The 24,325-nt window shown below is 39.3% G+C and carries 21 protein-coding genes and 1 pseudogene; 12 read left to right on the top strand and 10 right to left on the bottom strand.

Translation table 11 applies throughout. From position 1 onward, the window contains the following. Window positions 1-29: 29 nt before the first annotated feature. The 8 genes from CVS84_RS09290 to CVS84_RS09255 are packed head-to-tail and all read left to right on the top strand — an operon-like array spanning window position 30 to window position 9,426. Window positions 30-797 (top strand): motility protein A, encoded by a 768-nt coding sequence (locus tag CVS84_RS09290; protein ID WP_021091276.1) that lies wholly within the window; start codon window positions 30-32, stop codon window positions 795-797. Further along, entirely contained in the window at window positions 797-1,576 is a 780-nt protein-coding gene (locus tag CVS84_RS09285; RefSeq protein ID WP_107692043.1) for a flagellar motor protein MotB, read from the top strand. Before CVS84_RS09290 ends, CVS84_RS09285 begins: the two co-directional genes overlap by 1 nt. An 11-nt stretch (window positions 1,577-1,587) precedes the next feature. Beyond that, entirely contained in the window at window positions 1,588-2,310 is a 723-nt protein-coding gene (fliP, locus tag CVS84_RS09280; RefSeq protein WP_413784325.1) for a flagellar type III secretion system pore protein FliP, read from the top strand. Next, the gene (locus CVS84_RS09275; protein WP_107692042.1) at window positions 2,310-3,575 is read left to right on the top strand and encodes a TolC family protein; all 1,266 of its coding nucleotides are present in this window, start codon (window positions 2,310-2,312) and stop codon (window positions 3,573-3,575) included. Before fliP ends, CVS84_RS09275 begins: the two co-directional genes overlap by 1 nt. Next, window positions 3,572-4,315 (top strand): efflux RND transporter periplasmic adaptor subunit, encoded by a 744-nt coding sequence (locus tag CVS84_RS09270; protein ID WP_107692041.1) that lies wholly within the window; start codon window positions 3,572-3,574, stop codon window positions 4,313-4,315. Before CVS84_RS09275 ends, CVS84_RS09270 begins: the two co-directional genes overlap by 4 nt. Continuing rightward, window positions 4,312-7,338, top strand: coding sequence for an efflux RND transporter permease subunit (locus CVS84_RS09265; protein ID WP_107692040.1), 3,027 nt, complete (start codon window positions 4,312-4,314; stop codon window positions 7,336-7,338). Before CVS84_RS09270 ends, CVS84_RS09265 begins: the two co-directional genes overlap by 4 nt. Next, entirely contained in the window at window positions 7,335-8,570 is a 1,236-nt protein-coding gene (locus tag CVS84_RS09260) for a TolC family protein (protein ID WP_107692039.1), read from the top strand. The genes CVS84_RS09265 and CVS84_RS09260 overlap by 4 nt, the downstream gene beginning before the upstream one ends. Beyond that, window positions 8,563-9,426 (top strand): EamA family transporter, encoded by an 864-nt coding sequence (locus CVS84_RS09255; protein ID WP_103641207.1) that lies wholly within the window; start codon window positions 8,563-8,565, stop codon window positions 9,424-9,426. Before CVS84_RS09260 ends, CVS84_RS09255 begins: the two co-directional genes overlap by 8 nt. On the opposite strand, the gene CVS84_RS09250 is transcribed toward CVS84_RS09255, so the two are convergent. From CVS84_RS09250 to CVS84_RS09220, 7 genes are all read right to left on the bottom strand, one after another. Then, window positions 9,423-10,697 (bottom strand): ComEC/Rec2 family competence protein, encoded by a 1,275-nt coding sequence (locus tag CVS84_RS09250; RefSeq protein WP_107692038.1) that lies wholly within the window; start codon window positions 10,695-10,697, stop codon window positions 9,423-9,425. The two genes, CVS84_RS09255 and CVS84_RS09250, sit on opposite strands and share 4 nt — an antisense overlap. Continuing rightward, window positions 10,697-12,109 (bottom strand): replicative DNA helicase, encoded by a 1,413-nt coding sequence (locus tag CVS84_RS09245; protein WP_107692037.1) that lies wholly within the window; start codon window positions 12,107-12,109, stop codon window positions 10,697-10,699. The genes CVS84_RS09250 and CVS84_RS09245 overlap by 1 nt, the downstream gene beginning before the upstream one ends. 10 nt (window positions 12,110-12,119) lie before the next feature. Next, window positions 12,120-13,178 (bottom strand): flavodoxin-dependent (E)-4-hydroxy-3-methylbut-2-enyl-diphosphate synthase, encoded by a 1,059-nt coding sequence (gene ispG, locus CVS84_RS09240; RefSeq protein ID WP_103576799.1) that lies wholly within the window; start codon window positions 13,176-13,178, stop codon window positions 12,120-12,122. A 230-nt stretch (window positions 13,179-13,408) separates the two neighbouring features. Continuing rightward, complete coding sequence (locus CVS84_RS09235; RefSeq protein WP_107692036.1) at window positions 13,409-15,262, bottom strand: primosomal protein N'; 1,854 nt, start codon at window positions 15,260-15,262, stop codon at window positions 13,409-13,411. Continuing rightward, window positions 15,262-15,678, bottom strand: a complete 417-nt coding sequence (locus CVS84_RS09230) for a type II secretion system protein (protein ID WP_087580739.1) — start codon at window positions 15,676-15,678, stop codon at window positions 15,262-15,264. The genes CVS84_RS09235 and CVS84_RS09230 overlap by 1 nt, the downstream gene beginning before the upstream one ends. Beyond that, window positions 15,675-15,911 carry a hypothetical protein gene (locus tag CVS84_RS09225; protein ID WP_054196819.1) on the bottom strand — a complete coding sequence of 79 codons (237 nt, stop codon included), beginning with the start codon at window positions 15,909-15,911 and terminating at the stop codon, window positions 15,675-15,677. Before CVS84_RS09225 ends, CVS84_RS09230 begins: the two co-directional genes overlap by 4 nt. Before the next feature lie 13 nt (window positions 15,912-15,924). Continuing rightward, window positions 15,925-16,158, bottom strand: coding sequence for a cell division protein ZapB (locus CVS84_RS09220; RefSeq protein ID WP_021091279.1), 234 nt, complete (start codon window positions 16,156-16,158; stop codon window positions 15,925-15,927). Between the two features lie 125 nt (window positions 16,159-16,283). Here CVS84_RS09220 and uvrB point away from each other — a divergent pair, with 125 nt between their 5' ends. Further along, window positions 16,284-18,260, top strand: coding sequence for an excinuclease ABC subunit UvrB (gene uvrB / locus CVS84_RS09215; protein ID WP_107692035.1), 1,977 nt, complete (start codon window positions 16,284-16,286; stop codon window positions 18,258-18,260). A 497-nt stretch (window positions 18,261-18,757) separates the two neighbouring features. Here uvrB and CVS84_RS09210 read toward each other — a convergent pair whose 3' ends face one another. From CVS84_RS09210 to CVS84_RS09200, 3 genes are all read right to left on the bottom strand, one after another. Next, window positions 18,758-19,378: a metallophosphoesterase gene (locus CVS84_RS09210; RefSeq protein ID WP_234411936.1), complete on the bottom strand. Its 621-nt coding sequence runs from the start codon at window positions 19,376-19,378 to the stop codon at window positions 18,758-18,760. 522 nt (window positions 19,379-19,900) lie between these two features. Further along, complete coding sequence (locus CVS84_RS09205) at window positions 19,901-20,524, bottom strand: S24 family peptidase (RefSeq protein WP_159070083.1); 624 nt, start codon at window positions 20,522-20,524, stop codon at window positions 19,901-19,903. A gap of 347 nt (window positions 20,525-20,871) precedes the next feature. Further along, window positions 20,872-21,495, bottom strand: a complete 624-nt coding sequence (locus CVS84_RS09200) for a hypothetical protein (RefSeq protein ID WP_107692033.1) — start codon at window positions 21,493-21,495, stop codon at window positions 20,872-20,874. Between the two features lie 91 nt (window positions 21,496-21,586). Between CVS84_RS09200 and CVS84_RS09195 the strand changes: the two genes are divergently transcribed. The 3 genes and pseudogenes from CVS84_RS09195 to CVS84_RS09185 form a co-directional block, all read left to right on the top strand. After that, a complete protein-coding gene (locus CVS84_RS09195; protein WP_021086766.1) occupies window positions 21,587-21,811 on the top strand; it encodes a hypothetical protein in 225 nt (74 codons plus the stop codon). Beyond that, a complete protein-coding gene (locus tag CVS84_RS09190) occupies window positions 21,812-23,863 on the top strand; it encodes a DDE-type integrase/transposase/recombinase (RefSeq protein WP_107692032.1) in 2,052 nt (683 codons plus the stop codon). It begins immediately after the preceding gene. A gap of 77 nt (window positions 23,864-23,940) precedes the next feature. Further along, window positions 23,941-24,325 (top strand): annotated as a pseudogene (locus CVS84_RS09185) (bacteriocin); the annotation flags it as partial.

Genomic DNA, 24,325 nt, shown 5'->3' with positions numbered 1-24,325 from the left:
TTAAGAATTTATAAATAAAGCGAGTTTAAATGGATTTAGGAACCGTCGTCGGCTGGGTTTTGACCCTGGTGCTTTTGTTTGGATCAATGGCGATAGGCGTTGGTATAGGACCATACATCGATATTCCTTCTGTGATGATCGTTTTTGGTGGTACTATCGGCGTTATGATGGTTGGCTTCAAGATGGAGACGCTTAAAGGAATTGGTAAATTTTATGGTATTGCTGTTAAGCCATCAGTCGTAGTAAATTTACCTGAGACTATAAAAAAAATAGTTGATTATTCAACTAAAGCTAGACGTGATGGTATCTTATCGCTCGAAAGCGAAGTAAATAATGAGACAAATCAGTTTTTAAAAAGAGGCCTCTCAATGGCGGTCGATGGCAATGAGCCAGATGCGATAAGAGCGCTTTTGGAGATCGATATCGATCAAACTAGTACAAGACATTCAAATAATATTAAAATTTTTGAGCAAGTTGGCGGTTTTGCGGGTGCTATGGGTATGATCGGTACGCTCATTGGTCTTGTTGCGATGCTTCTTAACATGTCAGATCCTAGTGCGATCGGTCCATCAATGGCGGTTGCCTTGCTTACGACGCTTTATGGTGCGATGATAGGTAACATCATAGGTGCGCCTGTGGCAAACATCCTCTCTATTCGCGATGCTGATGAAGCACTTGAAAAACAAGTCGTACTTGAGGGAATCATGTCGATACAAGCAGGTGATAATCCAAGAACGCTTGAAGCTAAACTCTTAGCATTTTTACCACCAAAAGATAGAAAAAGTCAGTTTGAATAATGGGTAAGTTAATAAAACCAGAAGAGTGTCCAAAATGTATGCCTGAGTGGTTAGCTGCTTTTGGCGACCTCATGTCACTTTTGCTTTGTTTTTTCGTTTTATTGCTTTCTATGGCGACAATGGATGCTAAAAAGATGGAGGCTGCCGTTGGCTCACTAGCTGGTGCTTTAAGTGTGCTTGAAGGTGGCGCTAGACCTGAAAATCAGATAGAAAAAGAGACAGATCCAGAAAATACTCGTGCAAAAAAGATAAGCAAGCAAAAGGGCTCACAAAGTGAGCTAAATATGAACGTTAAAAAGATAAATGAGCTACTAGCTGCTAGTGGGGCACCTGAGATCACTATGGAAGAGAGCGAAGATGGCTTTATCATAAGGCTTCCAGCAGCTATGCTTTTTGATAAAGATAGTGCTGAAATTTCTGGTGAAGATGCGAAGCTATTTTTAAAACGAATAGGCATGATTGTGGCAAAAATGCCTAATGATGTAAAAGCCGATATTATCGGCCATACAGATAATATAGAACCAAGCAAAGACTCAGCTTATAAAAATAACTGGCAGCTCTCAACTGCAAGGGCTTTAAGTGTGGTTGAAGAGCTAATTAACGATGGTGTACCACAAAATAGAATAATAGCTTCTGGCAAAGCTTCGTTTGATCCGATCGCTAGCAACAGCACAGAAGATGGCAGAGCTAAGAATAATAGAGTAGAAATTCACTTCATATCGCTTGAGCCAAAAAATAAAGAGGCTACTAAGAAAAGTATCCTTGATATGAGGAATTAGTCGTGAAAGCACTGCTTGCTTTAGCGGTTTTACTTTGCACGGTTTTTGGGGCTGATCCTGCGCTACCAACTATAAATTTAAGTCTAAATTCTCCAACAAATGCCGAGCAGCTTGTAAATTCTCTAAATGTTTTACTAATCCTCACTGCACTTGCACTTGCTCCTTCGCTCATTTTTATGATGACAAGTTTTTTAAGGCTTGTTATCGTATTTTCATTTTTGCGCCAAGCCATGGGTACGCAACAAGTTCCACCTTCAACAGTACTCATCTCGCTTGCGATGGTTCTTACATTTTTTATCATGGAGCCAGTTGGGCAAAGAAGCTATAATGATGGCATAAAGCCTTATATAGCTGAGCAGATAGGCTATGAGGAGATGCTTGATAAGAGCTTAAAGCCATTTAAAGAATTTATGGTAAAAAATACAAGAGAAAAAGACCTTGCGCTTTTCTTTAGGATTAGAAATTTACAAAATCCAGCAAATATTGAAGAGATACCGCTAAGTATCGCAATGTCAGCTTTTATGATAAGTGAGCTAAAGACATCTTTTGAGATAGCGTTTTTGCTCTATTTGCCATTTCTTGTCATCGACATGGTCGTAAGCTCAGTGCTAATGGCTATGGGTATGATGATGCTTCCTCCTGTCATGATCTCACTACCATTTAAACTGCTCATATTCGTGCTTGTTGATGGCTGGAATTTACTAATAGGAAATCTTGTAAAAAGCTTTCACTAATGAAAAAATTTTTATTCATTTTTTTGCCGGTATTTTTGCTTGGTTCAAATTTAAGCGTGATCGCAAACAAAGCAACGCAAAATGAAATTTCAAAGATCAAAGAGCTTGAGTTAAAAAGAGCAAATTTAAACGATGAAGCCACATTAAGCTCATATATGCCAAGCCTTAGCTTAGAGGGCTCATACGGCAAAAATGCAAGCACCTTTCCAAGTGTAGTCGCTAAAGAGTCAGCCGGTGTGCTAGCTAGGATAGATTTTTTACTTTATGATGGCGGAGCGAGAGAGGCTAGGCTAAAGATGAACCAGCTTTTAAAAAACAAAGCTATGATCGCTAGTGATGAAGCCAAAAACTATCTTGCACTTAAGGCTGTAAATTTATACTTTAACGCAGCTGCGCTTGAAAATATAATCACAGCCAAACAGGCTCAAGCAAATTTTTTAAAAGGCGTTTTGGATAAGCTTGAAAAGGCAAACATTGCAGGCCTTGCCGCAAAAGATGAACTTGAAAATGTAAGGGCTAAATATTACTTAGCTAATAGCACGCAGCTTGAATACAAAAACAAAATGGAGCAAATCTTAAATGAGATAAATTTGCTAACTGGTGAGAAAATTTTGCCAGTAGCTGGAGCAAAGATGGCTGATATTAGCTCAAATTTAGCTTCAAAGAATGCCGAGCTTGATAGACTAAGCCAAGATATATTTTTAGGCGAGGCCAAGCTTAGCGAGACAAGAGCTGGCTTTTTGCCTCAAATTTTGCTTTATGACACATATGGATTTTATAAAAATAATTACGATATCGATCTAGGCAGGCTTAGTTCTTACCGCTCATACGTGGATAAATACTTAAAAGAAGATACTCACGGTAATAAATTTGGTATCGCTTTTAAATGGAAAATTTTTGATTTTTTTGCCACTAGCAAGATGAGTCAGGCTCAAAAGATCGCACTTGATGAGGCAAGGCTAAATGTGGAGTATAAAAAGCGTGAAAATGAGACAAAGCTTAAAAATTTGCAAAGTGAAATCGTGGTGCTTGCTTCAAAAATCGCTTCACTAAACGAATATGTAAAAGCAAGCGATTTGGCATTAAAAGCTAGCTATGAGAAGTATAACTCCGGACTTTTGGGATATAGCGACCTGCTTGAGGCGCTTTCTCAAAAATTTGATGCCATTAGCCTTTTTGAAGGGGCGAAAGATGAGCTTGAGATCAAAAAAGCGGAGTTCTTTTTTGAGAATGGCGAGCCGATTTTAGAGAGGATTAGGGATTGAAAAAGCTGATAATTTTAATGATACTTGGCATTTTTTCATTTGCTAGTGAGGAAATTTTTGCCGACTTTGAAGTCTATGCCAAGCAAAGCTCAAAGCTCGCATTTGAGAGCAGTGGCAAGGTGGATAAAATTTTTGTAGATGTTTCAAGTCATGTTAAAAAAGGCGACGTGCTAGCCATTCTTGATCAAAGTAGCTTAGAAATCGCTCTTAAAAAGGCAAAAAATGATCTTGAGCTGGCAAAAAATGCTAGTGAATTTGCAAAAAATACTTTAAACAAATTTACTCAAGTAAGGGATGTCACTTCAAAGCAAGAATTTGACGAAGTAAAGTATAAATTTGACGAAGCGATACTTCGGGTTCAAAGTGCACAAATCGCTATTTTAAATGCGCAAGATCGCCTTAGAAAAGCTGTTTTAAAAGCTCCATTTGATGGCATTATCGCTAGTAAAAACATTGAGCTTGGAGAGGGTGTTTCGCCGCTTAGTCCAGCTTTTGTTTTAAATTCAAATGAGGCAAAAATTTTAATAGCAATCGACGAAAAATATGTAGATTTGGTAAAAGTTGGTGATACATTTAAATTTAAACTTGATGCAGCAAGCGATGAAAAAGAGGTAAAAATCGCGCTTATCTATCCAGAGATCAAGCGAGAGACTAGAAAATTTTACGCCGAGGCTTATGACAGCTGGCTAAAGCCTGGCATGTTTGGTCAAGGCAGAGTGCTAGTTAGTAAAAGAAAATGATAAAAACAGCCATCAACCGCCCTATAACTACATTAATGGTTTTTTTAAGCCTTGTTGTCTTTGGAATTTATTCTCTAAAGACGATGAACGTAAATTTATACCCACAAGTAAATATCCCAATAGTAAAGATCACGACTTACGCAAACGGCGATATGAACTATATAAAAACTAAGATCACGCAAAAGATCGAAGATGAAATTTCAAGCATTGAAGGTATCAAGAAAATTTACTCAACAAGCTTTGATAACCTAAGTGTGGTTAGCATCGAATTTGAGCTAAATAAAGACCTAGAGAGTGCCACAAATGACGTTCGCGACAAGATGCAAAAGGCAAGACTTAGCGCAAACTACGAGATAGAAAAGCTAAATGGGCTCTCGTCATCTGTCTTTAGTCTCTTTATCACAAGGCTTGATGGCAATGAAACTAAGCTAATGCAAGAGATCGATGACGTGGCAAAGCCATTTTTAGAGCGCATAAGCGGCGTTTCAAAGGTCAAGACAAATGGCTTTTTAGAGCCAGCGGTGAAAATTTTACTCGATAGATTTAAGCTAGATAAAAACGCCCTTAGTGCAAATGAAGTGGCAAATTTGATAAAGGTTGAAAATTTAAAAGCACCACTTGGCAAGATAGAAAATGAGCAGATCCAAATGGCGATCAAGTCAAATTTTAGCGCCAAAAGCATAGATGAGATAAGAAATTTAACGATCAAACAAGGGGTCTTTTTAAAAGATATCGCAAGCGTTGATCTTGCTTATAAAGACGCAAACGAAGCAGCGATAATGGATAAAAAAAGTGGCGTCTTGCTGGGCCTTGAGCTAGCCCCAGACGCAAACGCTCTAACCGTGATCGCTCTAGCTAAGTCAAAGCTAGATCAGTTTAAAAGCCTGCTTGGTAGCGAATACGACGTAAAAATAGCCTACGATAAGAGTGAAGTGATACAAAAGCACATCGATCAAACCGCCTTTGACATGATCCTTGGCGTCTTGCTAACCATCGTGATCGTATATCTGTTTTTAAGAAATTTCTCGATCACCATCATCTCAGTCGTAGCGATACCAACTAGCATCGTGGCGACATTTTTCATCATAAATGCCCTAGGCTACGACATAAACCGCCTAAGCCTCATAGCGCTAACGCTTGGCATCGGCATCTTCATCGATGATGCGATAGTTGTCACTGAAAATATCGCTAGCAAGCTAAAAGATGAGCCAAACGCCCTAAAGGCAAGCTTTGCAGGCATAAAAGAGATAGCATTTAGTGTCTTTGCGATCTCGCTCGTGCTGCTTTGCGTCTTCGTGCCTATCGCCTTTATGAGCGGCATCGTTGGCAAGTACTTTAACTCATTTGCGATGAGCGTGGCAGCTGGCATCGTCATCTCATTTTTTGTGAGCATATTTCTTGTGCCAACGCTTAGTGCTAGGTTTGTAAATGCCAAACAAAGCGGCTTTTTTCTAAAGAGCGAGCCATTTTTTGAAGCACTTGAAAATGGCTATGAGAAAATTTTAGCTTTAGCGCTTAAATTTAAGTTCATATTTTTAGCCATAACGTTTGTGATCGTTGTTTGCTCATTTGGACTGGCTAAATTTGTAGGAGGCGACTTCATGCCAAGCGAGGATAACTCGGAGTTTAACATCTACTTTAAGCTCGATCCCTCACTTAGCCTGCAAGCTAGCAAAGAGAAGCTAAAAGATAAAATTTCACTCATAAACGCCGATCCTCAGGTAGCTTACGCCTACTTCATCCTTGGCTACACAGACGCCAAGCAGCCATATCTTGTAAAAGCTTACGTTAGGCTAAAGGAGCTAAAAGATAGGGCCAATCACGAGCGGCAAAATGCCATCATGCAAAGTTTTCGTGACAAGCTAAAAAGTGACAATATGAGCGTCATCGTGGCTGATCTGCCAGTGGTTGAAGGTGGCGATGTACAGCCAGTTAAGCTTACTATCACCTCTGAAAATGGTAAAGAGCTAGAGAAATTTGTGCCAAAGATCAGCAAGATGCTAAAAGAGATAAATGACGCAACGGACGTAAATTCGCCCGAAGAAGATCTGCTAAAACGCGTGCAAATTTCTATAGATGAAGATAAGGCAAAGAGGCTAAATTTAGACAAAGCCAGCGTTGCAAGCACCGTTTATAGCGCTTTTAGCCAGAACGAGGTCTCTGTTTTTGAAAACGAAAATGGCAAAGAGTATGAGCTTTACATGCGTCTTGATGATAAATTTAGAAGCGATACAAATGATATTTTAAAGACTAAGATAAGAAGCAAAGAGGGCTTTTTTGTCACACTTGGTGACGTGGCGACGATTAGTTTTGAGCAAAAGCCAGCTAGTATTTCGAGGTTTAATAGAGCTGATGAGATAAAATTCCTAGCAAATACCAAAAATAACGCGCCGCTAAATAGCGTGGCAAATGAAATTTCAAAGAAACTTGATGAAATTTTGCCAGCAAATTTCAAGTATAAATTTCTTGGATTTGTCGAGCTGATGGACGATACAAACGCTTCTTTTATATTTACGGTGAGTGCGAGTGCGGTGCTTATTTACATGGTGCTAGCTGCACTTTATGAGAGCTTTTTGCTACCATTTCTTATCATGCTTGCCATGCCGCTTGCCTTTTGTGGCGTCGTGATCGGACTTTTTATAAGCGGCAATCCATTTAGCCTATTTGTCATGGTTGGCGTCATCTTGCTCTTTGGTATGGTCGGCAAAAACGCCATCTTAGTCGTTGATTTTGCAAACCACTTTGCAAATAGTGGCATGGAGGCAAACGAAGCTGTAAAAATGGCTGCAAAAAAGCGTTTAAGGGCTGTTTTGATGACCACTTTTGCCATGATATTTGCTATGCTGCCGCTTGCACTTAGCAGAGGAGCTGGCTTTGAGGCAAACTCACCTATGGCTATAAGCATCATCTTTGGGCTCATTAGCTCGACCTTGCTAAGCTTGCTTGTCGTGCCAGTGCTCTTTGCTTGGGTCTATAATCTTGATAAATTTATAAGAAAATTTTATGAAAGGGAGAGAATTTGAAGAAAATTTTAACAGTTTTGCTCTTTGCTTTGCCTCTTTGGGCTGGAAATTTACTAGAGATCATCGCTCTAGCGCAAAGTGCAAGGCTTGAGAGTTTAAAAGAATTTAATAAAAATGAATATATAAATAAAAATAAGAGTAAAAAGCTAAATTTATCCCTTGATGGCAGATATACCTTTGTGCCTGACGAGATAAAGGGCGGATATATGACAAAGGCAGGATCGATCACGGCAAAGGTTGAGTATCTTATCTTTGACGGCGGTGCGAGCGAGGCTGCTGATAAAATTTTAGACCACAAGGGCGTGGAGAAAATTTACAAAGATGAAGAGCTGATGAATCTCACTGCTTTTCAGGTCGCAAAGGTCTATTTTAACGCCGTTGCCCTAAATTCACTTATAAATTTAGAGACAAAATTTGTCAATAGCTTTGCTAAGGCTGCGGCTGAAAATGAGTTTTGGTTTGAGTATGGCGAGATAGATAAGAGCGAATTTGATGCGATAAATTTTACTCTTGATAAAAAAAGAGCCGAACTAGACGAGCTTGGGCTTAAGCTAGCCGAGCTAAACTCAAGGATAAATTTGCTCTCAAACGGCGAGATCGGCTTTAATGCTGGCTCAAAGATAATGATGCCTGATTTTAGTAAAGATGATATAAGCGCAAAAATTGGGGCAATGGAGCAAGAAAAATTTATAAAAGAGCAAGAAAATGAGAAGCAAAAGAGTAAATTTGCTCCAAAAATTTACTTAAAAGATACGCAAAGTGTGAATAATAACAGCTTTAAAAAAGGTGAGAGGACGACTTCGCAGATGATAGGCGCTTACGCTGATGCGAACAAGCCTAGAGTGGAGTTTGAGTGGAAGCTGCCTGATAGCTTAAGTCTTAGTAAGCAAAGTCAAGTTAAACGCATTGAAGAGCAAAAGGCGGCACTTGATCTAAGCGATGAAGAAAATAGGATAATCACTCGCCTAAAAGAGCTAGAAAGCACGATCAAAGGCTTAAGCGCAAAGTTAAATTTGCAAGATTTGAAGCAAGATAAGCTTGATAGTGATTTTATTGATCTGCTAAATGGTTATCTTGATGGCGAGATAAAATATGAAGAATTTCTATTTGTGAGTGAGAAAAATTTTAGCGATAGGGCAAATTTCATACTTGATGGTGATTTACTTGAGCTAAACAAGCTTGAGTATTTTTTTGAATGTGCAAGAAAAATAAATGAGGTGATAATTGAATAAACTGATCTTTGTAACCATTTTGTGGGCTTTTAGCTTTAGTTTGATAGGTGAGTTTTTAGCTGGCAAGGTTGATAGCTATTTGGCTGTTTTTATTCGGGTTGCGCTTGCGAGCTTAGTCTTTTTACCATTTACAAAATTTCGTGGTATCAGCCCAAAGCTAGCATTTGGCATTATGGCGATCGGAGCGGTGCAAATAGGACTTATGTATCTATTTTATTACAATTCATTTTTGTATTTAAGCGTGCCAGAAGTCGCACTTTTTACCATTTTTACGCCGTTTTATGTGACGCTCATATACGACGCATTTAGCTTTAAATTTAGGCCACTTTATCTATTTAGCGTTGGCGTTGCGGTTTTTGGAGCTTTGGTTATAAAATATGGCGCTATAAACGATGGTGTATTAAAGGGTTTTTTGCTAGTGCAAGCGGCAAATATCTGCTTTGGAGCAGGGCAGAGTGCATATAAGGCACTTTTAGAAAAATTTGACGTGGACCAAAAAAATGTCTTTGGCTACTTTCACTTTGGGGCATTTTTTGTAGCTATCGTTGCGCTTCTTACTCTTGGCAATCCAGCCAAATTTTCACTTACTTCAACGCAAATTTTAGTGCTTCTCTGGCTTGGCATAGTCGCTAGTGGAGTTGGATATTTTATGTGGAACAAAGGGGCTTGCGAGGTCGATAGTGGCGTACTTGCTATCATGAATAATGCTCTCATTCCAGCTGCTATCATCGTAAATTTAGTCTTTTGGCAAAAGGATACAGATTTAACTAGGCTAATTTTAGGCGCTGTTATAATGTATATATCTTTGATAATTCACAACAAGATAATGAAATTTTATGGTATGAAGATCGCTTAGGCGTAAATTTTATAGCTGGCAATAGCAAAACACAGAAGTCCAAATAGTGGCAAAATGTAGAATATTGATCTAAATTTTATAGCTAGAAGTGAAGCGATATTATAAAATATAAAAATAATGGCTGGCACGAAAATTTTAGTCGAGCTTAGTCTAAAATTTAAAACATTATTTAGCAATCCATCAAAGATGTCGCCATACGAAGCGATATGAAGTGCGGCGCTTAATGGATAAAAAATGCTAAAGATGTAGTTGATAGCAAGGACGCTAAGCTGCTGTAAGCTAATGAGTGGAAAGAAATAAAGCACGCAAATTTCCATTGCAAAGCAAACATATAAATTTAAAAGTATAAGATGAATGAAGGGCGAAAATTTATCTTTTAGGTGTTTAAAATATAAAAATATGTAAAAAACGCCCATGAGTGAAAAGTAAAAACCTACGCTAAAAAGTAGCTGTGGAAAGAGCGACAAGCTAACAAGCGCTACTATAAAAAGTGTCTTGAAGTTTAAAATTTTGACGCCTTTTAACGTGCAATAAAATCCTAAAATACTCATTAAGAACGCTCGCAAAAAGCTTGGTATAAAGCCTATTATAAAAAAGTAAAATGACAAGACTATAAAAACGATAATGGCTAGATCAAAGTTGTAGTTTCTAAAAGGTAAAAATCTCGCATATAAAATTTTTAAAAGCGGCCTAAATACAAAAAATATAACTGCGCTTATAAAACCTAAATGATAGCCACTTATGGCTATAAGATGCGCTATACCAAGGTGCGAGACATCATCTCTTAGCTCGCCGTCAATACTTGTGCCTAAAAATAGAGCAGAGTAGAGCTGTGAAATTTTACTATTTTCATGCTGGGCGTAGATGAGTGATTGTAGTTTTTGGTTGATATTTTGCGTGGCTTTTTGTGGTAGTTTTTCGCGTGAAAAGCTAGGCATGTAAAAGGAGGAAGCAAGATAGTTTTTAAAACTAACGTCTAAATTTATGACGCTTAGAAATATACTATCTCCAGCTTTAAAGTCATCTGTTTTAGCTCCAAGCGTATAAAATGAAAACTCATCAGTTTTAAGCTTTAAAATTTGCCTTTTCTTGCCGTCATCCCCAAGCTTTTCGTAGTTAGAAATCACGGTTGCTGTTAGCTCTTGTTCGCCTTTGTCCATAAAAATTTGATATTTATGATAGCTAATAGCCAAATTTATAGAAAAAATACAAAGGCAAAACAGGCAAAATATAGTAAAAATTTCTCTATTTTTTAAAGCTTTAAAACGCATCAGCCTTCAAATGAAACATCAGATACTGGCATTGCAGACATATCTTCAAACCTTGAGTGTTGCTTTTGAAAGAGCACATCAACTGAGCCAGTTTCGCCGTTTCTATTTTTGCCAACTATGATCTCAGCCTTTTCTTGAAGCTTATTAAAGACATGATTACTCTTGTACTCTTTGCCCTCGGCACTTGCGCGTTTTTCTTTCTCTTTTTCTTCTTGTTCTAGATAAAACTCATCTCTATAAACAAAAAGAATGATGTCAGCATCTTGCTCGATCGCACCTGACTCTCTTAGATCGCTTAGCATAGGGCGTTTATTTGCGCGAGACTCAAGGCTTCTGTTTAGCTGAGAAAGAGCGATGATTGGCATATCTAGCTCACGTGCCAGTAGTTTAAGACCACGAGAAATTTCAGCTATTTGGACGTGACGATCAGCGTAGTTATTTGTACTCATCATAAGACCGATGTAATCGATCACGCAAAGTGAAATTTCAGGATGCATAGCCTTTAGTTTTCGCATTTGCGTTCTTACTTGATGGATATTTACATAGCCGCTATCATGTACAAAAAGCTTGCTAGCAGCAAACTCCTCACAAGCATCGCTAAATCTAGCCAACGCTTCATCATCCATCTTTGCAGTCATTATGTCTTGAAGCGGGATAGAGGTCTTGCTTGCTAGCATTCTCATCATTATCTGCTCAGCCGGCATCTCGAGCGAGAAAAAAACAACTCCGGCATTATTTCTTAAAACCTGACTCATAAAATTTAAACAAAGTGTCGTTTTTCCCATACCTGGACGAGCTGCGACGATGATGAGGTCTCCATTTTTAAAGCCCTTTATCATCTCATTTAGCTTTTTAAATCCAGTATCAAGTCCAACGATATCTTTTTCACCAAGCAAGGCCTGAGCATTAATATGATCCATCATTTTCATGATGATCTCTTTGCCTTCTTTTATAACTCCAGTGCTTCCACCTTCTATCAAAGAGTAAAATTCCTGGCTAAGATCATCGACCATATCGCGGCTTGGCTTGTCTTCATTTACTTTGCTTGGTATATTGTGAGCGATCTTTACAAGACTTCTTTTTATAGATTTTTCTCTTAGTTCGTTTGCGTATTTTTGAATGTCTATTAGAGAGTTTGTGCCTAAAATATCTAGTATTAGCTCTTCGTCGTATTTTTCGCCAAGTCTATTTTTTAAAAATGGCATAGTTATGGGATCATCGCTATTTAGGCATGCCACCATTGCATCATATATTTGCGAATGCCCTTTTAGATAAAAATCCTTTGCCTTAATAATGTCAAAAATTTCACCTAAAATATCGTTGTTTTGCAAAATGGAGCTTAGTATAGCTCGCTCCATATCAATGTCGTAAAGGTTGGTAAATTCTATCTCGTTAACTCTTTGCTTTGCCACAACTTTTCCTTTAGTCTCTACTTTTTATCTCATCGTCGATCTCTTGTAAAAATCTATCTACAAGCTCGCTCTCAGGCAGCCTTGCGACCACTTCGCCGTGACGCATTATCATGCCATTGCCTTTTCCAAATGCTATGGCAACATCTGCGCCCTTTGCCTCGCCGATCGCATTTACCACGCAGCCCATGACTGAAACGTTTAGCGGCTCTTTTATACCTTTTGTTTTTTCTTCTACGAGCTTTACTGCTGCCATTAGATCAGCTTGCAAACGCCCACAAGTTGGGCATGAGATGATGTTTAACCCCTCTTTTTGACGGCCACTATCTTTTAAGATCGCCTTTGCGACCTTGATCTCCTCTTCTAACTCACCTGTTATGCTAACTCTCATCGTATCGCCGATGCCTTCAAGCAAAAGCCCACCAAGAGCGATCGCGGACTTGATAGTGGCGTGAAAAGTGGTACCAGCCTCAGTAACGCCAAGGTGAAATGGATAGTTTGTCTTTGGGCGAAGCGCTCTATAAGCTTGCATCGTGCGCTCGACGTCGCTTGATTTGAGCGAAATTTTAATGTCCGTAAAGTCAAAATCCTCAAGAAGCTTGATGTTATACATAGCACTCTCCACCATCGCCTCAACTGTGCGGCCGTAGCGATCCTCAAACTGCTTTTCAAGCGAGCCAGAATTTACACCTATTCGGATAGGTAAATTTCGCTGTTTGCAGGCATCAACGACCGCTTTTATATTTTTGGCTGAGCCGATGTTGCCAGGATTTATGCGAATAGCATCGACAAATTCGCTAACGATGAGTGCATAGGTGTGGTTAAAATGAATGTCTGCAACGACTGGAATAGGTGAGCCTGCAACTATCTGTTTTAGCGCGCTGGCGTCCTCTTTGTCAAAAACTGCGCAACGTACGATATCACAGCCGGCAAAATATAGCCTTTGTATCTGCTCAAGCGTGCCTTTTACGTCCTTTGTCTTTGAAAATGTCATTGATTGCACGGATATTGGCGCGTCGCCACCTATTAAAACATCGCGAATTTTTATTTGTTTTGTTGGGTATCGTTGCAAAATTTTGCCTTTAAATTTTTATTGGGGATTATAAAGAAAAATGGCTTTTAAAAGGCTTGAAAATTTATTTTTAATAGTTTATAAAAATTAGTATTTTTATTGGATGTAGTTTCTAAAATTTTACTTACTCTTTATAGCCAACTTATCAAATTTCATAATGCTTTCATAAGCCTTAGGTTTATCTATAAAATTTGCCATATCTTTGTTGGATAGTTTTTAGACTAGCATTTTTAACTAAAATTTACCGGGTCTATATCAATATCGCTAAGTTCGCTTTTGCAGAGGTTTGCAGCTTTTAAAAGAGGTATATGAGAGTTTGAGCGGAGTAAAATTTCATATCTAAATTTGCTTCCAAGATACTCTATCTGGCACTTTCCGTATCCTATGATCTCAAGTTCATCGCTTCTTAAAGGTTCTATTCTTTGCACAAATTCATTCATCGTATTTTTTACTATGTGTTCATCTTTATGTGAGATGATAATGCGAAGAAGCCTGGTAAATGGCGGATAAAGCCCCTCTCGGTAGCCAATCTCATCTTTTAAAAATGCGTCATAATCACTGATGTAGCTCTCAAAAAATTCTCTTTGTTTGCTTTGAATGATAACTCTGCCAAACCCGTTTCTACCAGCTCTTCCAGCTACTTGCATGGCAAGAGCGAGCGTTCGCTCCCTGGCTTTATAATCAGGAAAATTTAAAAGCTCGTCAAATCCCATGATGACAGCAAGCTCTACGTTGTGATAATCATGCCCTTTGCTTAGCATTTGTGTACCAAGCAAGATATCTATCTTGCCGTCGTTAAATTCCTTCAAAGCCTTTACGAGCTTGTTTTGCGTCGTTATTTCATCTCTATCAAATTTAGCGATCCTAGCGTTTGCAAACTCAGCCTGCAGCCTTTCAAGTAGCTCGCTAGTACCGATCTTTTTGGCCTCTATCATCTCGCTACCACACTGGTGACAAATTTTTGGCACGGCCATTTTATGCTCGCAGTATTGACACTTTAGCACGTTTTGTTTTTTGTAATAGCTCATACCGATGCTGCAAAAAGGACACTTTAGCGTTTCACCGCAGTTTTTGCAGACTAGATACTTAAAATTTGCCCTTGTTGGCAGACAGATGACAGCTTGCTTTTTATTTGCGAGTGTTTTTGAAATTTCATCTTTTAAAATTTCACTAATTCCAGTCTCGCTCTCATCGAAAATGTAATTTTTTTGCGAATCAAAATATGTCCCTTTTAAGCGAAAATGCTCCTGCTTGTAAAAGCTAGTAAGGCTTGGCGTGGCACTTCCAAGCACCACTTGCAGGTCAAATTTGCTAGTTAGAAAGAGGGCAAGATCTCTTGCGTTGTAGTGTGGCTTTGAGCCTGTATTTTTATAGCTATCGTCGTGTTCTTCGTCGATGATGATGAGTTTTAGCCTCTCAAGTGGTAAAAATAAAGCCGATCTCGCACCTGCAACGAGCCTAACTTTTCCACTTTTTATATCTTTTAAAATTTGCTCTTTTTTCTTTGGCGTGATCTTTGAGTGCCAGACTGCTACTGCCTCGCCAAAGAAGCTCTCAAGGCGTTTTTGCATTTGTGGCGTGAGTGAAATTTCAGGCATTAAAAATAGCGCTTGGCTGCCTACGTTTAAAATTTCTCTAATCTTAGCGATGTAAATTTCGCTTTTTCCGCTTCCAGTGTCGCCAAATATGAGCGAAATTTTACGTTTATTTATAAACTCCAAAGCCTCTTGCTGTTTTTCGCTTAGTTTGGGTGCCACATTAAAATTTTGATTTTCATAAATTTGATCTACTGCAATAGTGTCATTTGGTTCAAATAAATTTAGGCTGACGCCAAGCTCGCATGTGTAATATTTTGAGATAAATATTGCCAATTCGCTTTGCATTGAGGTTAGATTAATCGGTAGAATTTCTAAAATTTTACTTGTTTTAAACTCTGGTTTGCCAGTTTCTTTTACGATAAAGGCAGTAAGAATTTTGCCTTTTAAAGAAGCCTTTACGCCTTGAAATTTTTCTAGTTTTTGATCGCTTTCATAAGTGAGTGGGGCTAAATTTAGCCCATAAAATGCGAGTATGTAATAATGCATTACTGAAGTGATTTGCAAATTTCATTTTCATCACTGCAACCAAAATCACCAGTATTTTTGTCGTATTTGAAATTTGCTACTTTGCCATCTAGTCTAAATGTGTATTTGTCATCGCTTATTTTGTGCCAGCCATTTTTGCTGCCGCTATCTTTTATCGGTATATTTATAACATTTTTAAAGAGTTTGCTTGGATCGCCATCGTCTAGTTTTTGTGGAAATTCTGGCTTTGCTTGCAAGATATTGTCATTGTATTTTAGTGAAATTCCGCTTCTAATAGCGGCAAGTTGAGTTTTGGCATTTGAGATAGTAGCATCACTTCTAGAAAAAAATAGCCTAGGTATAGCGACTGTACTTAAAATACCTAGTATAACTACTATAAATATCAGCTCAAGCAAGGTGTAAGCTCGTCTTTTCATCTCTCTTCTCGCTTTAATATCTCATCAACGTTGCCAGTTAAATTTTTTACTGCCTTTATTACAGCATAATTTTCATAACATTTTTCTATAAAGGCGTTTAAAAGCTCTTTTGGCTCGATAAATTGGCGTCCGCCCATTAAATTTTGCCAGTCATCTTCAAAGAATTTAGCAAAATCATCATCAAGCGTGATCGTGTAGTCGCGAGATGATATCGTGAGCGTAATTTTTTTCATATTTTAGCCAAGCTTATCTGCCAAGGACAGCTTCGATTTTTCTCATTACATCGTCAGCTTCGGTATTTTTCTTGTCAAGATCCTCTTCTAAACGCATGATTTGATTGCTTTTTGCCTCATTTTGTGCTTTTAAAGTTACGATCTCGTTACGCAACTCTTCGTTCGTTTTGCAAAGTTCGTCATATTTTGTGATCAGGTCATTTACTTTATCACTTAGTGTGGTTAAGATCGCATTATCTTCAAACATAAAAGTTCCTTTAAAATAATAATTAGGCTCGTATTCTAACACGCAGAGGCTAAATTCTTATTAAAATTCTCATTTGACAAAGCACTATCTTTGCTATAAAATTCACCCAAATTTAAAGGCGATCAATGAGTAAATTTGAAATTTCATCTAAATTTAGCCCAAGCAGCGATCAAGCAAGGGCGATAAAAGAGATAGTAAAAAGCATAAAATCAGGCAATAAATACCAAACTCTTCTAGGTGTGACAGGGTCTGGCAAGACCTTTACCATGGCAAACGTCATACGTGAGCTAAATATGCCAACTTTGATAATGACGCATAACAAATCCTTAGCTGCACAGCTTTACAGCGAATTTAAGGGCTTTTTCCCAAAAAACCACGTCGAGTACTTCATAAGCTACTATGACTACTACCAGCCAGAGGCCTACATCCCAAGAAGCGACCTATATATAGAAAAGGATAGCTCAGTAAACGAGGAGCTTGAGCGCCTGCGTCTTTCTGCGACGGCTAGCTTGCTAAGCTTTGACGACGTCGTCTGCGTCGCCTCAGTCTCTGCAAACTACGGACTTGGTAATCCAAGTGAGTATAAAGGGATGGTGGCATATCTTAGTGTGGGCGAGAAGATAAGCCAAAGAAAGCTTTTGGAGCAGCTAGTAGATATGGGCTACAAGCGCAATGACAACTACTTTGATAGGGGTGACTTTCGTGTAAATGGCGATGTGGTGGACATTTATCCGGCTTATTACAACGACGAAGCGCTAAGGGTTGAGTTTTTTGGCGATGAGATCGATGCGATGTATCATTTTGACGTACTTGATAACAAAAGGCTAAAGGATATCTCTAAATTTACGCTTTATGCGACCAGCCAGTTCATCGTGGGCGCTGATAGGCTAAAGATCGCTATGAAAGAGATCGAAGAGGAGCTAGATTTTCGTTTAAAAGAGTTTAACGAGCAGGGCAAGCTAGTCGAGGCGCAGAGGCTAAAGCAAAGGGTGGAGTTTGACCTCGAGATGATGGCAAGCACTGGTATGTGCAAAGGTATCGAAAACTACGCGCGCCACCTAACCGGACAAAAACCCGGAGAGACGCCATACTCGATGTTTGACTACTTTGAGATAAGCGGCAAAGACTATCTGGTCATCGTTGATGAGAGCCACGTGAGTTTGCCGCAGTTTAGAGGCATGTACGCGGGTGATAGGAGCCGTAAAGAGGTGCTTGTGGAGTATGGATTTCGCTTGCCATCAGCTCTTGATAACAGGCCGCTTAAATTTGACGAGTTTATAAGCAAAAAGGCAAAATTTCTCTTTGTCTCAGCCACACCAAACGAATATGAGCTTGGCATCAGCCAGGGGCATGTTTATGAGCAAATTTTGCGACCTACTGGGCTGCTTGACCCGCTTATTGAGATAAAAGATAGTGACAATCAAGTTGAGGTGCTGTTTGACGAGGCAAAGGCAGTCATCGCAAGAGGTGAGCGCGTGCTAGTTACGGTGCTAACTAAAAAGATGGCCGAGGAGCTAAGTCGCTACTACATCGAGCTTGGTGTAAAAGTTAAGTATATGCACTCAGATATCGACGCGATCGAGAGAAATGAGATCATTAGAGGGCTTAGAAGCGGAGAATTTGACATGCTAATAGGTATAAATTTACTCCGTGAGGGGCTAGACCTGCCTGAAGTGAGCCTGATAGCGATCATGGATGCCGATAAAGAGGGCTTTTTGCGCTCGACCACAAGCCTTATACAGACGATGGGGCGCGCGGCTAGAAATGTAAATGGCAAGGTGCTAATGTTTGCCAAAAAGATCACGCACTCGATGAAAGAGGCGATCGATACGACGACAGCTAGGCGTAAATTTCAAGATGAATACAACAAAGCTCACGGCATAACGCCGCACTCTGCTAGCAGAAATATCGAAGAGAGCCTGCATGTCGAAGATGATGGTGAAATTTACAAGCGTGGTAAAAATTTAGAGAAGATGCCAGCTAGCGAGCGAGCCGCAATAGTTAAAGAGCTAAGAAAGCAGATGCTTGAAGCGGCGGCACAGTTGGAGTTTGAGAAGGCGGCGGCATTGCGCGACGAGATCGCCAAAATCCGTAAGCTTTAAATTTGACGGCTTGTCTTTTTCCACCACACTTCGTTACCGACTCAGTCGGCTTCGATCACGGACGGCCAGTCCGCTCCATCGCCTCGCTCGCCGCTGCCTCGTCTGACGAAAAAATGCTTCGCCTTATCGTTTTTTGCTCAAATTTGAAGTCAAATTTGCAAATTTCGGTTTCAAATTTGACCCACCGAGACCCGCATCTTTAAAACGTCAAATTTGAATCATATTTGCGACGCTTTGCGTCAGAAAAGCTGTGTCGCCACATTAAAAGCGTCGTAGGGGAGGGGAGGAGGATTAAAAAAAGGGGGAGCGACTTCGCCATTTAAGCCCCTTCCCCTTTAACAAAGAAGTAAGACGAATTCAAACAATTGTTTTTGTTTAGATGGTTTTAAACACATGGCGTCAAATTTGATTAACCCAAATTTAGCATTTTCGCGGTGCGGGTCTCGGCGAGTAAAATTTCAATTTTTAGTCAAATTTAGCCTCAAATTTGACTAAAATCACCCGCCCTCCTCGATATTTTCCTGCATAAAAACCCGCATGCTCGGAAACTCCAGCGCGCAAAGATGGCCGAATTTATGCTTATAGACGCAGCCTGTATCGATATTTGCGCTAAATTTAGCAATATCAGGCTCAGCGATTGGCGTATGGCCGTAGACGTTAAAGACGCCATCGTTTTGGCTAAAATCGCCTCTGCCGCAAAGCACGTGCTGCCTAAACTCCGCCGCACTATCGCCGTCCGAATTACGTAGCGGCCACATACGCCCGGCCGCCGAGTGCGATACGACGAGCCGCCTGCCTTGCGCGTTTTTAAACTCGTCAAATTCCAAATAAAGCGGTAAATTCGATAAAAACTCTATATGCGCGAGCTTTTGTGCGCGGCTGGCTTTTGCGTAGGATGCAAAAGTCTGCGCGCCGCCGTTAAGGAAAAACCAGCGCGGATCGTTAGGCATTTCACCACGTAAAAATGCGTCCTTGTGTTGCAAAAGACGGTATTCGTGATTGCCCATCACAGCCGCGTAGCATCGCTGCATCGCTAGCTGCACGACCCCAAAGCTACCATTTCCGCGGTCTATCAGGTCGCCAACGAAGCAAATTTTAGAATCAGCGCCGCGCGGCAAACGATCTTGTGAGGGGGTATAGAAAATGAGAGTGAGAAATTTTAGCGCGAGATTTTTGAAGGCGCGAAAAATAGGCACTTTTAAAAGCTTCACTCTCAGTTGTAATGTAAAAATTCAGCTGCAAGAAAAATCCCTATAATCCCAAATCGTCCGTTTTGTCCCAAAAAAGCGGAAAAATTTAACATCACAAATACTCATAAAAGCCCAAATAACCACTCTTTAAACGCCGTTTAAAGCATCCCGAAATTCGTCCCAAGATTTTACGCATCAAGGGCATATACCGCTTAAGGTTTGCCGTCAAAAGCATAGGTAAAATTTAAAAATATAGGCATTAATCATCAAATTTTTAGAAAAATGATGATTAATCAAGACTTAATGATGATTAATTCTAATAATTGGCGTATTTATGGATTTATCTTTAATCATCATTGTAAAAAATGCAATAAAAAACTATTTTAATCTTAAATATTGTTTAGAAATAGCTTAAACTATTAATCATTATTTTAAGTTTATTTTTATGTTTTAAAATATTTTCATATTGATATTAAATTTACATCTAACCTTACCAATTATTTTTAACTGATTTATTTCCTCGCCCTTTAAAATAATATCTTGATAAAAGCTATTCAACGATGTTAATTTTACTTCTTTGTGTATCGTGTCTCTCAAAAATTTCTTTATATATACGTCTCCGCCGATGTTTGCTATAACTATGTCGCCATTTTTTACCTCTGCATCCAAATCCACTACTACGGCGTCGCCATCTTGTGCAAACGGCTCCATACTATCGCCAAAAACCTTAATTACATCATAGTTTTTAAATGGTATTTTTAAAACTTGTTCCATAAAATCTCTACCGACAGGGATTATAGAATAATCTTGTTCATCGTTTTGTGAGCCATAGCCAGCACTTGCTGTTACATTCTCAAAATACCTTAAATCCGCTTTATCCTTATAAGGTTTATTAACCTTATCTGCGCTTAGACTGGCGAATTTTAATTTTACAGTTGAGGTTAAGCCTTTTGAGCGCCATGTGGCGGCCGTGCTCCTAGAATAACCTAACCTTTCTGCTACATCTTCGAGACTATCGACCTTAAAAAAATTTTTCATATTTTCAAATATAACTTTATCTTTTTGATCGTCCATTTTGCCGCCTTTGATTAAAAAATGTATGAACATAGTATTTTAACCTTGACAAATAAGGTTAAAATACTATATAATTCTTTCAAATCTACGAAAAATTATATCTTATTTGAGATTAAATCTTTCAAAGGTTTGAAAAATAGTTCTTTAAATTTTCATTGTTAAGTCGGCAGAAAGGCAAGAAATGAAAGTCGTATTTTGTGGTGCCGAGCCGAGCGAGTCTAGCTTTAGCGTTAGACAGCGACTTGGCAAAGGTGCAGAGAGACTGCTTGTGGTTTTGAGCCAAGGCGGATATTCAAGGGATCTTGTGAGATACTGTGATAGAGTCTTATATAAACATATAGACTCTATCAATACTCAAGACAAGCAAAAGTGTGATGAGTATGCGAAAAAGCTCTCAGATATGAGTTATAAAGTCTTGTATAGTGGATCAAATCGGCGTAATCAAGTAGATGTAGCCCAAGAAATTTGCGATCTTGTTCGCTAGGTATGTCTTTGTGCGACGCATTTAGATACGGCTCATCCATGACTTCGCTAAATTTATATGAAAATTGATAATTAGCAGGTATAAAATAGTCTTTTGGATGAGCTATGCTATCGTCGTGCAAAAGCATTCTAGCACTAGTGTCTATACACTTAAACTGGTAAGCTAGTATCTCAAATCTAGGCGGTGCGATAAGCATATCGTTATCCTGAAAACCTTTAAGCTCGTCAAAGAAAAATCGCCCACCGTCGTCTATCTCTTGGAAGTCTCTTTCAAACTCTATCCTAGTATAAAAGTATGCGTTGGCATGCTTTTTAAAAAGCTTGTGAAATTCTTTACTGAGCTTATAGGCAAGCTTAGGCAATGCACCAGCATAGAGCTTCTCACCACAGTGATAGCATTCAAAGGTATCTAACTTTAACGTGGTTATGGATATCGCCGTAGCTTGCTTGCACTTAGGGCAAGCGAAGTTCATCTTAGCTTCATGCATACAAATCCTTATTTATGGTCTTAAAAGCGAGATTATAACTAAAAATTTATAAGCCGACTTAGCAATGAAAATTAGAAGAAAGGAGTGCAAGATGATAAAAAAATACTTTACCGATAACTGTATAAGTATAAGGCAGTGGGCTAAAAAGCACAATCTTAGTGAGAGAACCACATATATGGTGATAAGTGGTCAAGTGGCAGGTAGTAAAAATTTCGCTACTTCAAGGAAAGTGTTTGAAGTGCTTTTAAGTGAGGGGATAATCAAAGAGCTTCCAAGTGGTCTTAAAAAAGAACAAGAAGAGAGTAAGGCTAGCTAAATGATCTATGTCGAAACTGCTGTGGCTGCTGAAATTTTCGGCATACATCCAAGAGCTTTAGCAAATTCTATAAATAGGGGCTCAGCAAAATATCCATTCATAAAGATATCTGACGCAGGCACCAGAAGCCGTGGTGGAGCAAAGCTGCTATTTGCAGTAGAGATTGCCGACATAGACGCGGCGATAAAAAGCGGCAAGGCAGATAAAGACGTAAGTGTATACGTAGAGGATAGCTCGGAGCAAAGCGGATTTAGACAGATGAAATTTAGCGAGATCAAGGGCGGCGGCAAGAACAAAGAGGGCGCGAGTAAAAAAGAGAATTTTGGCGGAGAGTATGCAGTGCTAGATGATAGTGAAAAAGATGAGATAAACAAAAAGATAAGAGTGCTAAAAGAGTATGAAGAGGCTAAAAAACGTGGCGTGTCATGTAAAAAGTTTTGCGAAGATAGCGGTATAAGTGAGGCAAACCTTTTTAGATGGCAAAAGGCCTATAAAGAAAAGGGTGCAGCGGCGCTGATAGACAAGCGTGGCAAGCACAGGAAAAACGCTAGCGTGCTCGAAGAGTGGATGATAGAGTTTTTACTTCAAAACTTCCGTGCTTATGGCGCTGGCGGAGTAAATATAGCTGAGCTAAATCGTAGACTACATCACGAGTATTTTAAACGCATAGGCGAGGCATATAACTATCCAAAATATCTAATGGGCGAGATAAAACCACTATTTAGTGATGGCGTAATAAAGAGGTTTTTAGATAGCTACTATCAAACACACAAGCTTGAATACATAATGGTAACAAAAGGCGAAGATAAAGCAAAAAGCTACTTCCAACCAGCTCTTGGCAATCAAGGCGAGATGATAACCAGACGCAACCAATGCTGGCAGATAGATAGCTCACCGCTTGACATGATGGTAAGGAATGGAGAAAAAGGCGAAGCGATGCGTGCAAATATCCTAAGTATAGTAGATGTATATAGCGGTAGATGTGTAGCAAGCATAGAGGAAAAATCAAATGCTTTAGGACTTATAAGACTAATGTGGAAAGCTTTAAACACACTAGGCAAGCCAGACTACATAAAGGGTGATAACGGTAAAGACTATCTAAGCGATCAGTTTCAACACTTACTAAACGGCTTACATATCGACTACGATAGAGCAATCGCATATAGCGGTGATGAAAAGGGCTTTGTAGAAAGGCACTTTGGAGTGATGCAGCATGCTGGAATTTCTCAAACTCCAGGCTATATAGGCTTTAATCTAGCTATGCGCGAGGCCGTTGAACAAAGAACACCCAAAAAAGATAGGCACGCCAAAGATGAGAATGGGCTGCCTAAAAAGACAAACCTAAAATATCTTCTCACGCTAGATCAAGCTAGAGCCAGGTTTGAAACTGAAGTAACTAAATGGGACATAATGAAGATAGGACGCAAAAGACCAAGTCCAATGGAGCGGTGGAATAGCGATGATACGCCACTAAAAGGTGTAAGAAAAGAGGAATTTATGCTGCATGCTGGAGGGCTAGAGTCTAGAGTGGTAAGCAAAAAAGGCATAAACTACGACGCAAGGGAGTTTGGCTCAGCATTTCTTCCGCCTGTCAGAACGCCAGTTTTAGTTGGCGAGAATATTGATGATGTAAGTTCTATCTTTGTGTTTGATATGGATGGAAACTTTATATGTGAAGCAAAAGATAAGGATATACACCCTATGAGTGCCGAGACCTATAAGATGGTCAAAAAGGTATTCAAAGATGATATGAGAGCGATTAGGACGTTTATAAAACAAGCTGAATTTAGTGAATTTACCAGAATGAATGTGAATTATGATCTTGAAGTAATGCTTGAAGCCCACAAAGAGTCGTTAAAACCTGAAAACTTTAACTACGAGGGTGGCGACAAGGTAGAGGCTATAAAAGAGACCATAAAAAGGCAAAAAGAGGTAAATAACATAATAAACGCTGGGTTTGATTACGATAAATTAAACGAATTTACCGCAGAGCGAACGACTAAAAAGAAATTTTCCGTAGACGACGCCATAGAGATAGCAAGCGGGGAATAAAAATGCTTTCAAGGTCGTTTAAAGTCCTATTAAACGGCGTTTAAAACATTTAAAAAACAAAATCAAAAGGAGGAAAAATGCAGTTAGCAGACAGAATAAAAGACTTCATCGAAGCTAATAAAACAAGCGGTATGAGTCAGAACAAATTTGCTACGGCGTTGGGAATAAATCCCGCGTATATCTCGGGATATATAAAGGAAGGCTCTAGCTACAAGTATGCCGACAAAGTAGAAGAGCCAGCTAAAAACTATCTTGACAATTTTATCCAAAAGGTGGACGTTTTACAAGACGAGCTACCTTTCGTAAAAACTAAGGACGCCAAAAGCATACACGCAGTGATCGGCTGGGCGGTACAAGATAGAGATATGGCAATGATAAGCGGAGTAGCTGGCAGCGGAAAGACAAGAGCCGTTCGCGAATACGTAAGAACGCATCCAGACAGCATTCTAATCGAGGCTACCA

The sequence above is a fragment of the Campylobacter concisus genome (assembly GCF_003048575.1).
Lineage (GTDB): Bacteria > Campylobacterota > Campylobacteria > Campylobacterales > Campylobacteraceae > Campylobacter_A > Campylobacter_A concisus_U.
Note: the sequence above shows the minus strand (reverse complement) of the source record. Positions and strands in the feature narration are given on the sequence as shown.

Excerpts from the sequence above, each read along its gene's own strand:
- CVS84_RS09220 (WP_021091279.1), bottom strand. The coding sequence starts at position 16,158 with ATGTTTGAAGATAATGCGATCTTAACCACACTAAGTGATAAAGTAAAT.
- CVS84_RS09190 (WP_107692032.1), top strand. The coding sequence starts at position 21,812 with ATGATCTATGTCGAAACTGCTGTGGCTGCTGAAATTTTCGGCATACAT.
- CVS84_RS09250 (WP_107692038.1), bottom strand. The coding sequence starts at position 10,697 with ATGCGTTTTAAAGCTTTAAAAAATAGAGAAATTTTTACTATATTTTGC.
- CVS84_RS09290 (WP_021091276.1), top strand. The coding sequence starts at position 30 with ATGGATTTAGGAACCGTCGTCGGCTGGGTTTTGACCCTGGTGCTTTTG.
- uvrB (WP_107692035.1), top strand. The coding sequence starts at position 16,284 with ATGAGTAAATTTGAAATTTCATCTAAATTTAGCCCAAGCAGCGATCAA.
- CVS84_RS09205 (WP_159070083.1), bottom strand. The coding sequence starts at position 20,524 with ATGGACGATCAAAAAGATAAAGTTATATTTGAAAATATGAAAAATTTT.
- CVS84_RS09285 (WP_107692043.1), top strand. The coding sequence starts at position 797 with ATGGGTAAGTTAATAAAACCAGAAGAGTGTCCAAAATGTATGCCTGAG.
- CVS84_RS09200 (WP_107692033.1), bottom strand. The coding sequence starts at position 21,495 with ATGCATGAAGCTAAGATGAACTTCGCTTGCCCTAAGTGCAAGCAAGCT.
- CVS84_RS09195 (WP_021086766.1), top strand. The coding sequence starts at position 21,587 with ATGATAAAAAAATACTTTACCGATAACTGTATAAGTATAAGGCAGTGG.
- CVS84_RS09230 (WP_087580739.1), bottom strand. The coding sequence starts at position 15,678 with ATGAAAAGACGAGCTTACACCTTGCTTGAGCTGATATTTATAGTAGTT.
- CVS84_RS09235 (WP_107692036.1), bottom strand. The coding sequence starts at position 15,262 with ATGCATTATTACATACTCGCATTTTATGGGCTAAATTTAGCCCCACTC.
- CVS84_RS09225 (WP_054196819.1), bottom strand. The coding sequence starts at position 15,911 with ATGAAAAAAATTACGCTCACGATATCATCTCGCGACTACACGATCACG.
- CVS84_RS09275 (WP_107692042.1), top strand. The coding sequence starts at position 2,310 with ATGAAAAAATTTTTATTCATTTTTTTGCCGGTATTTTTGCTTGGTTCA.
- CVS84_RS09265 (WP_107692040.1), top strand. The coding sequence starts at position 4,312 with ATGATAAAAACAGCCATCAACCGCCCTATAACTACATTAATGGTTTTT.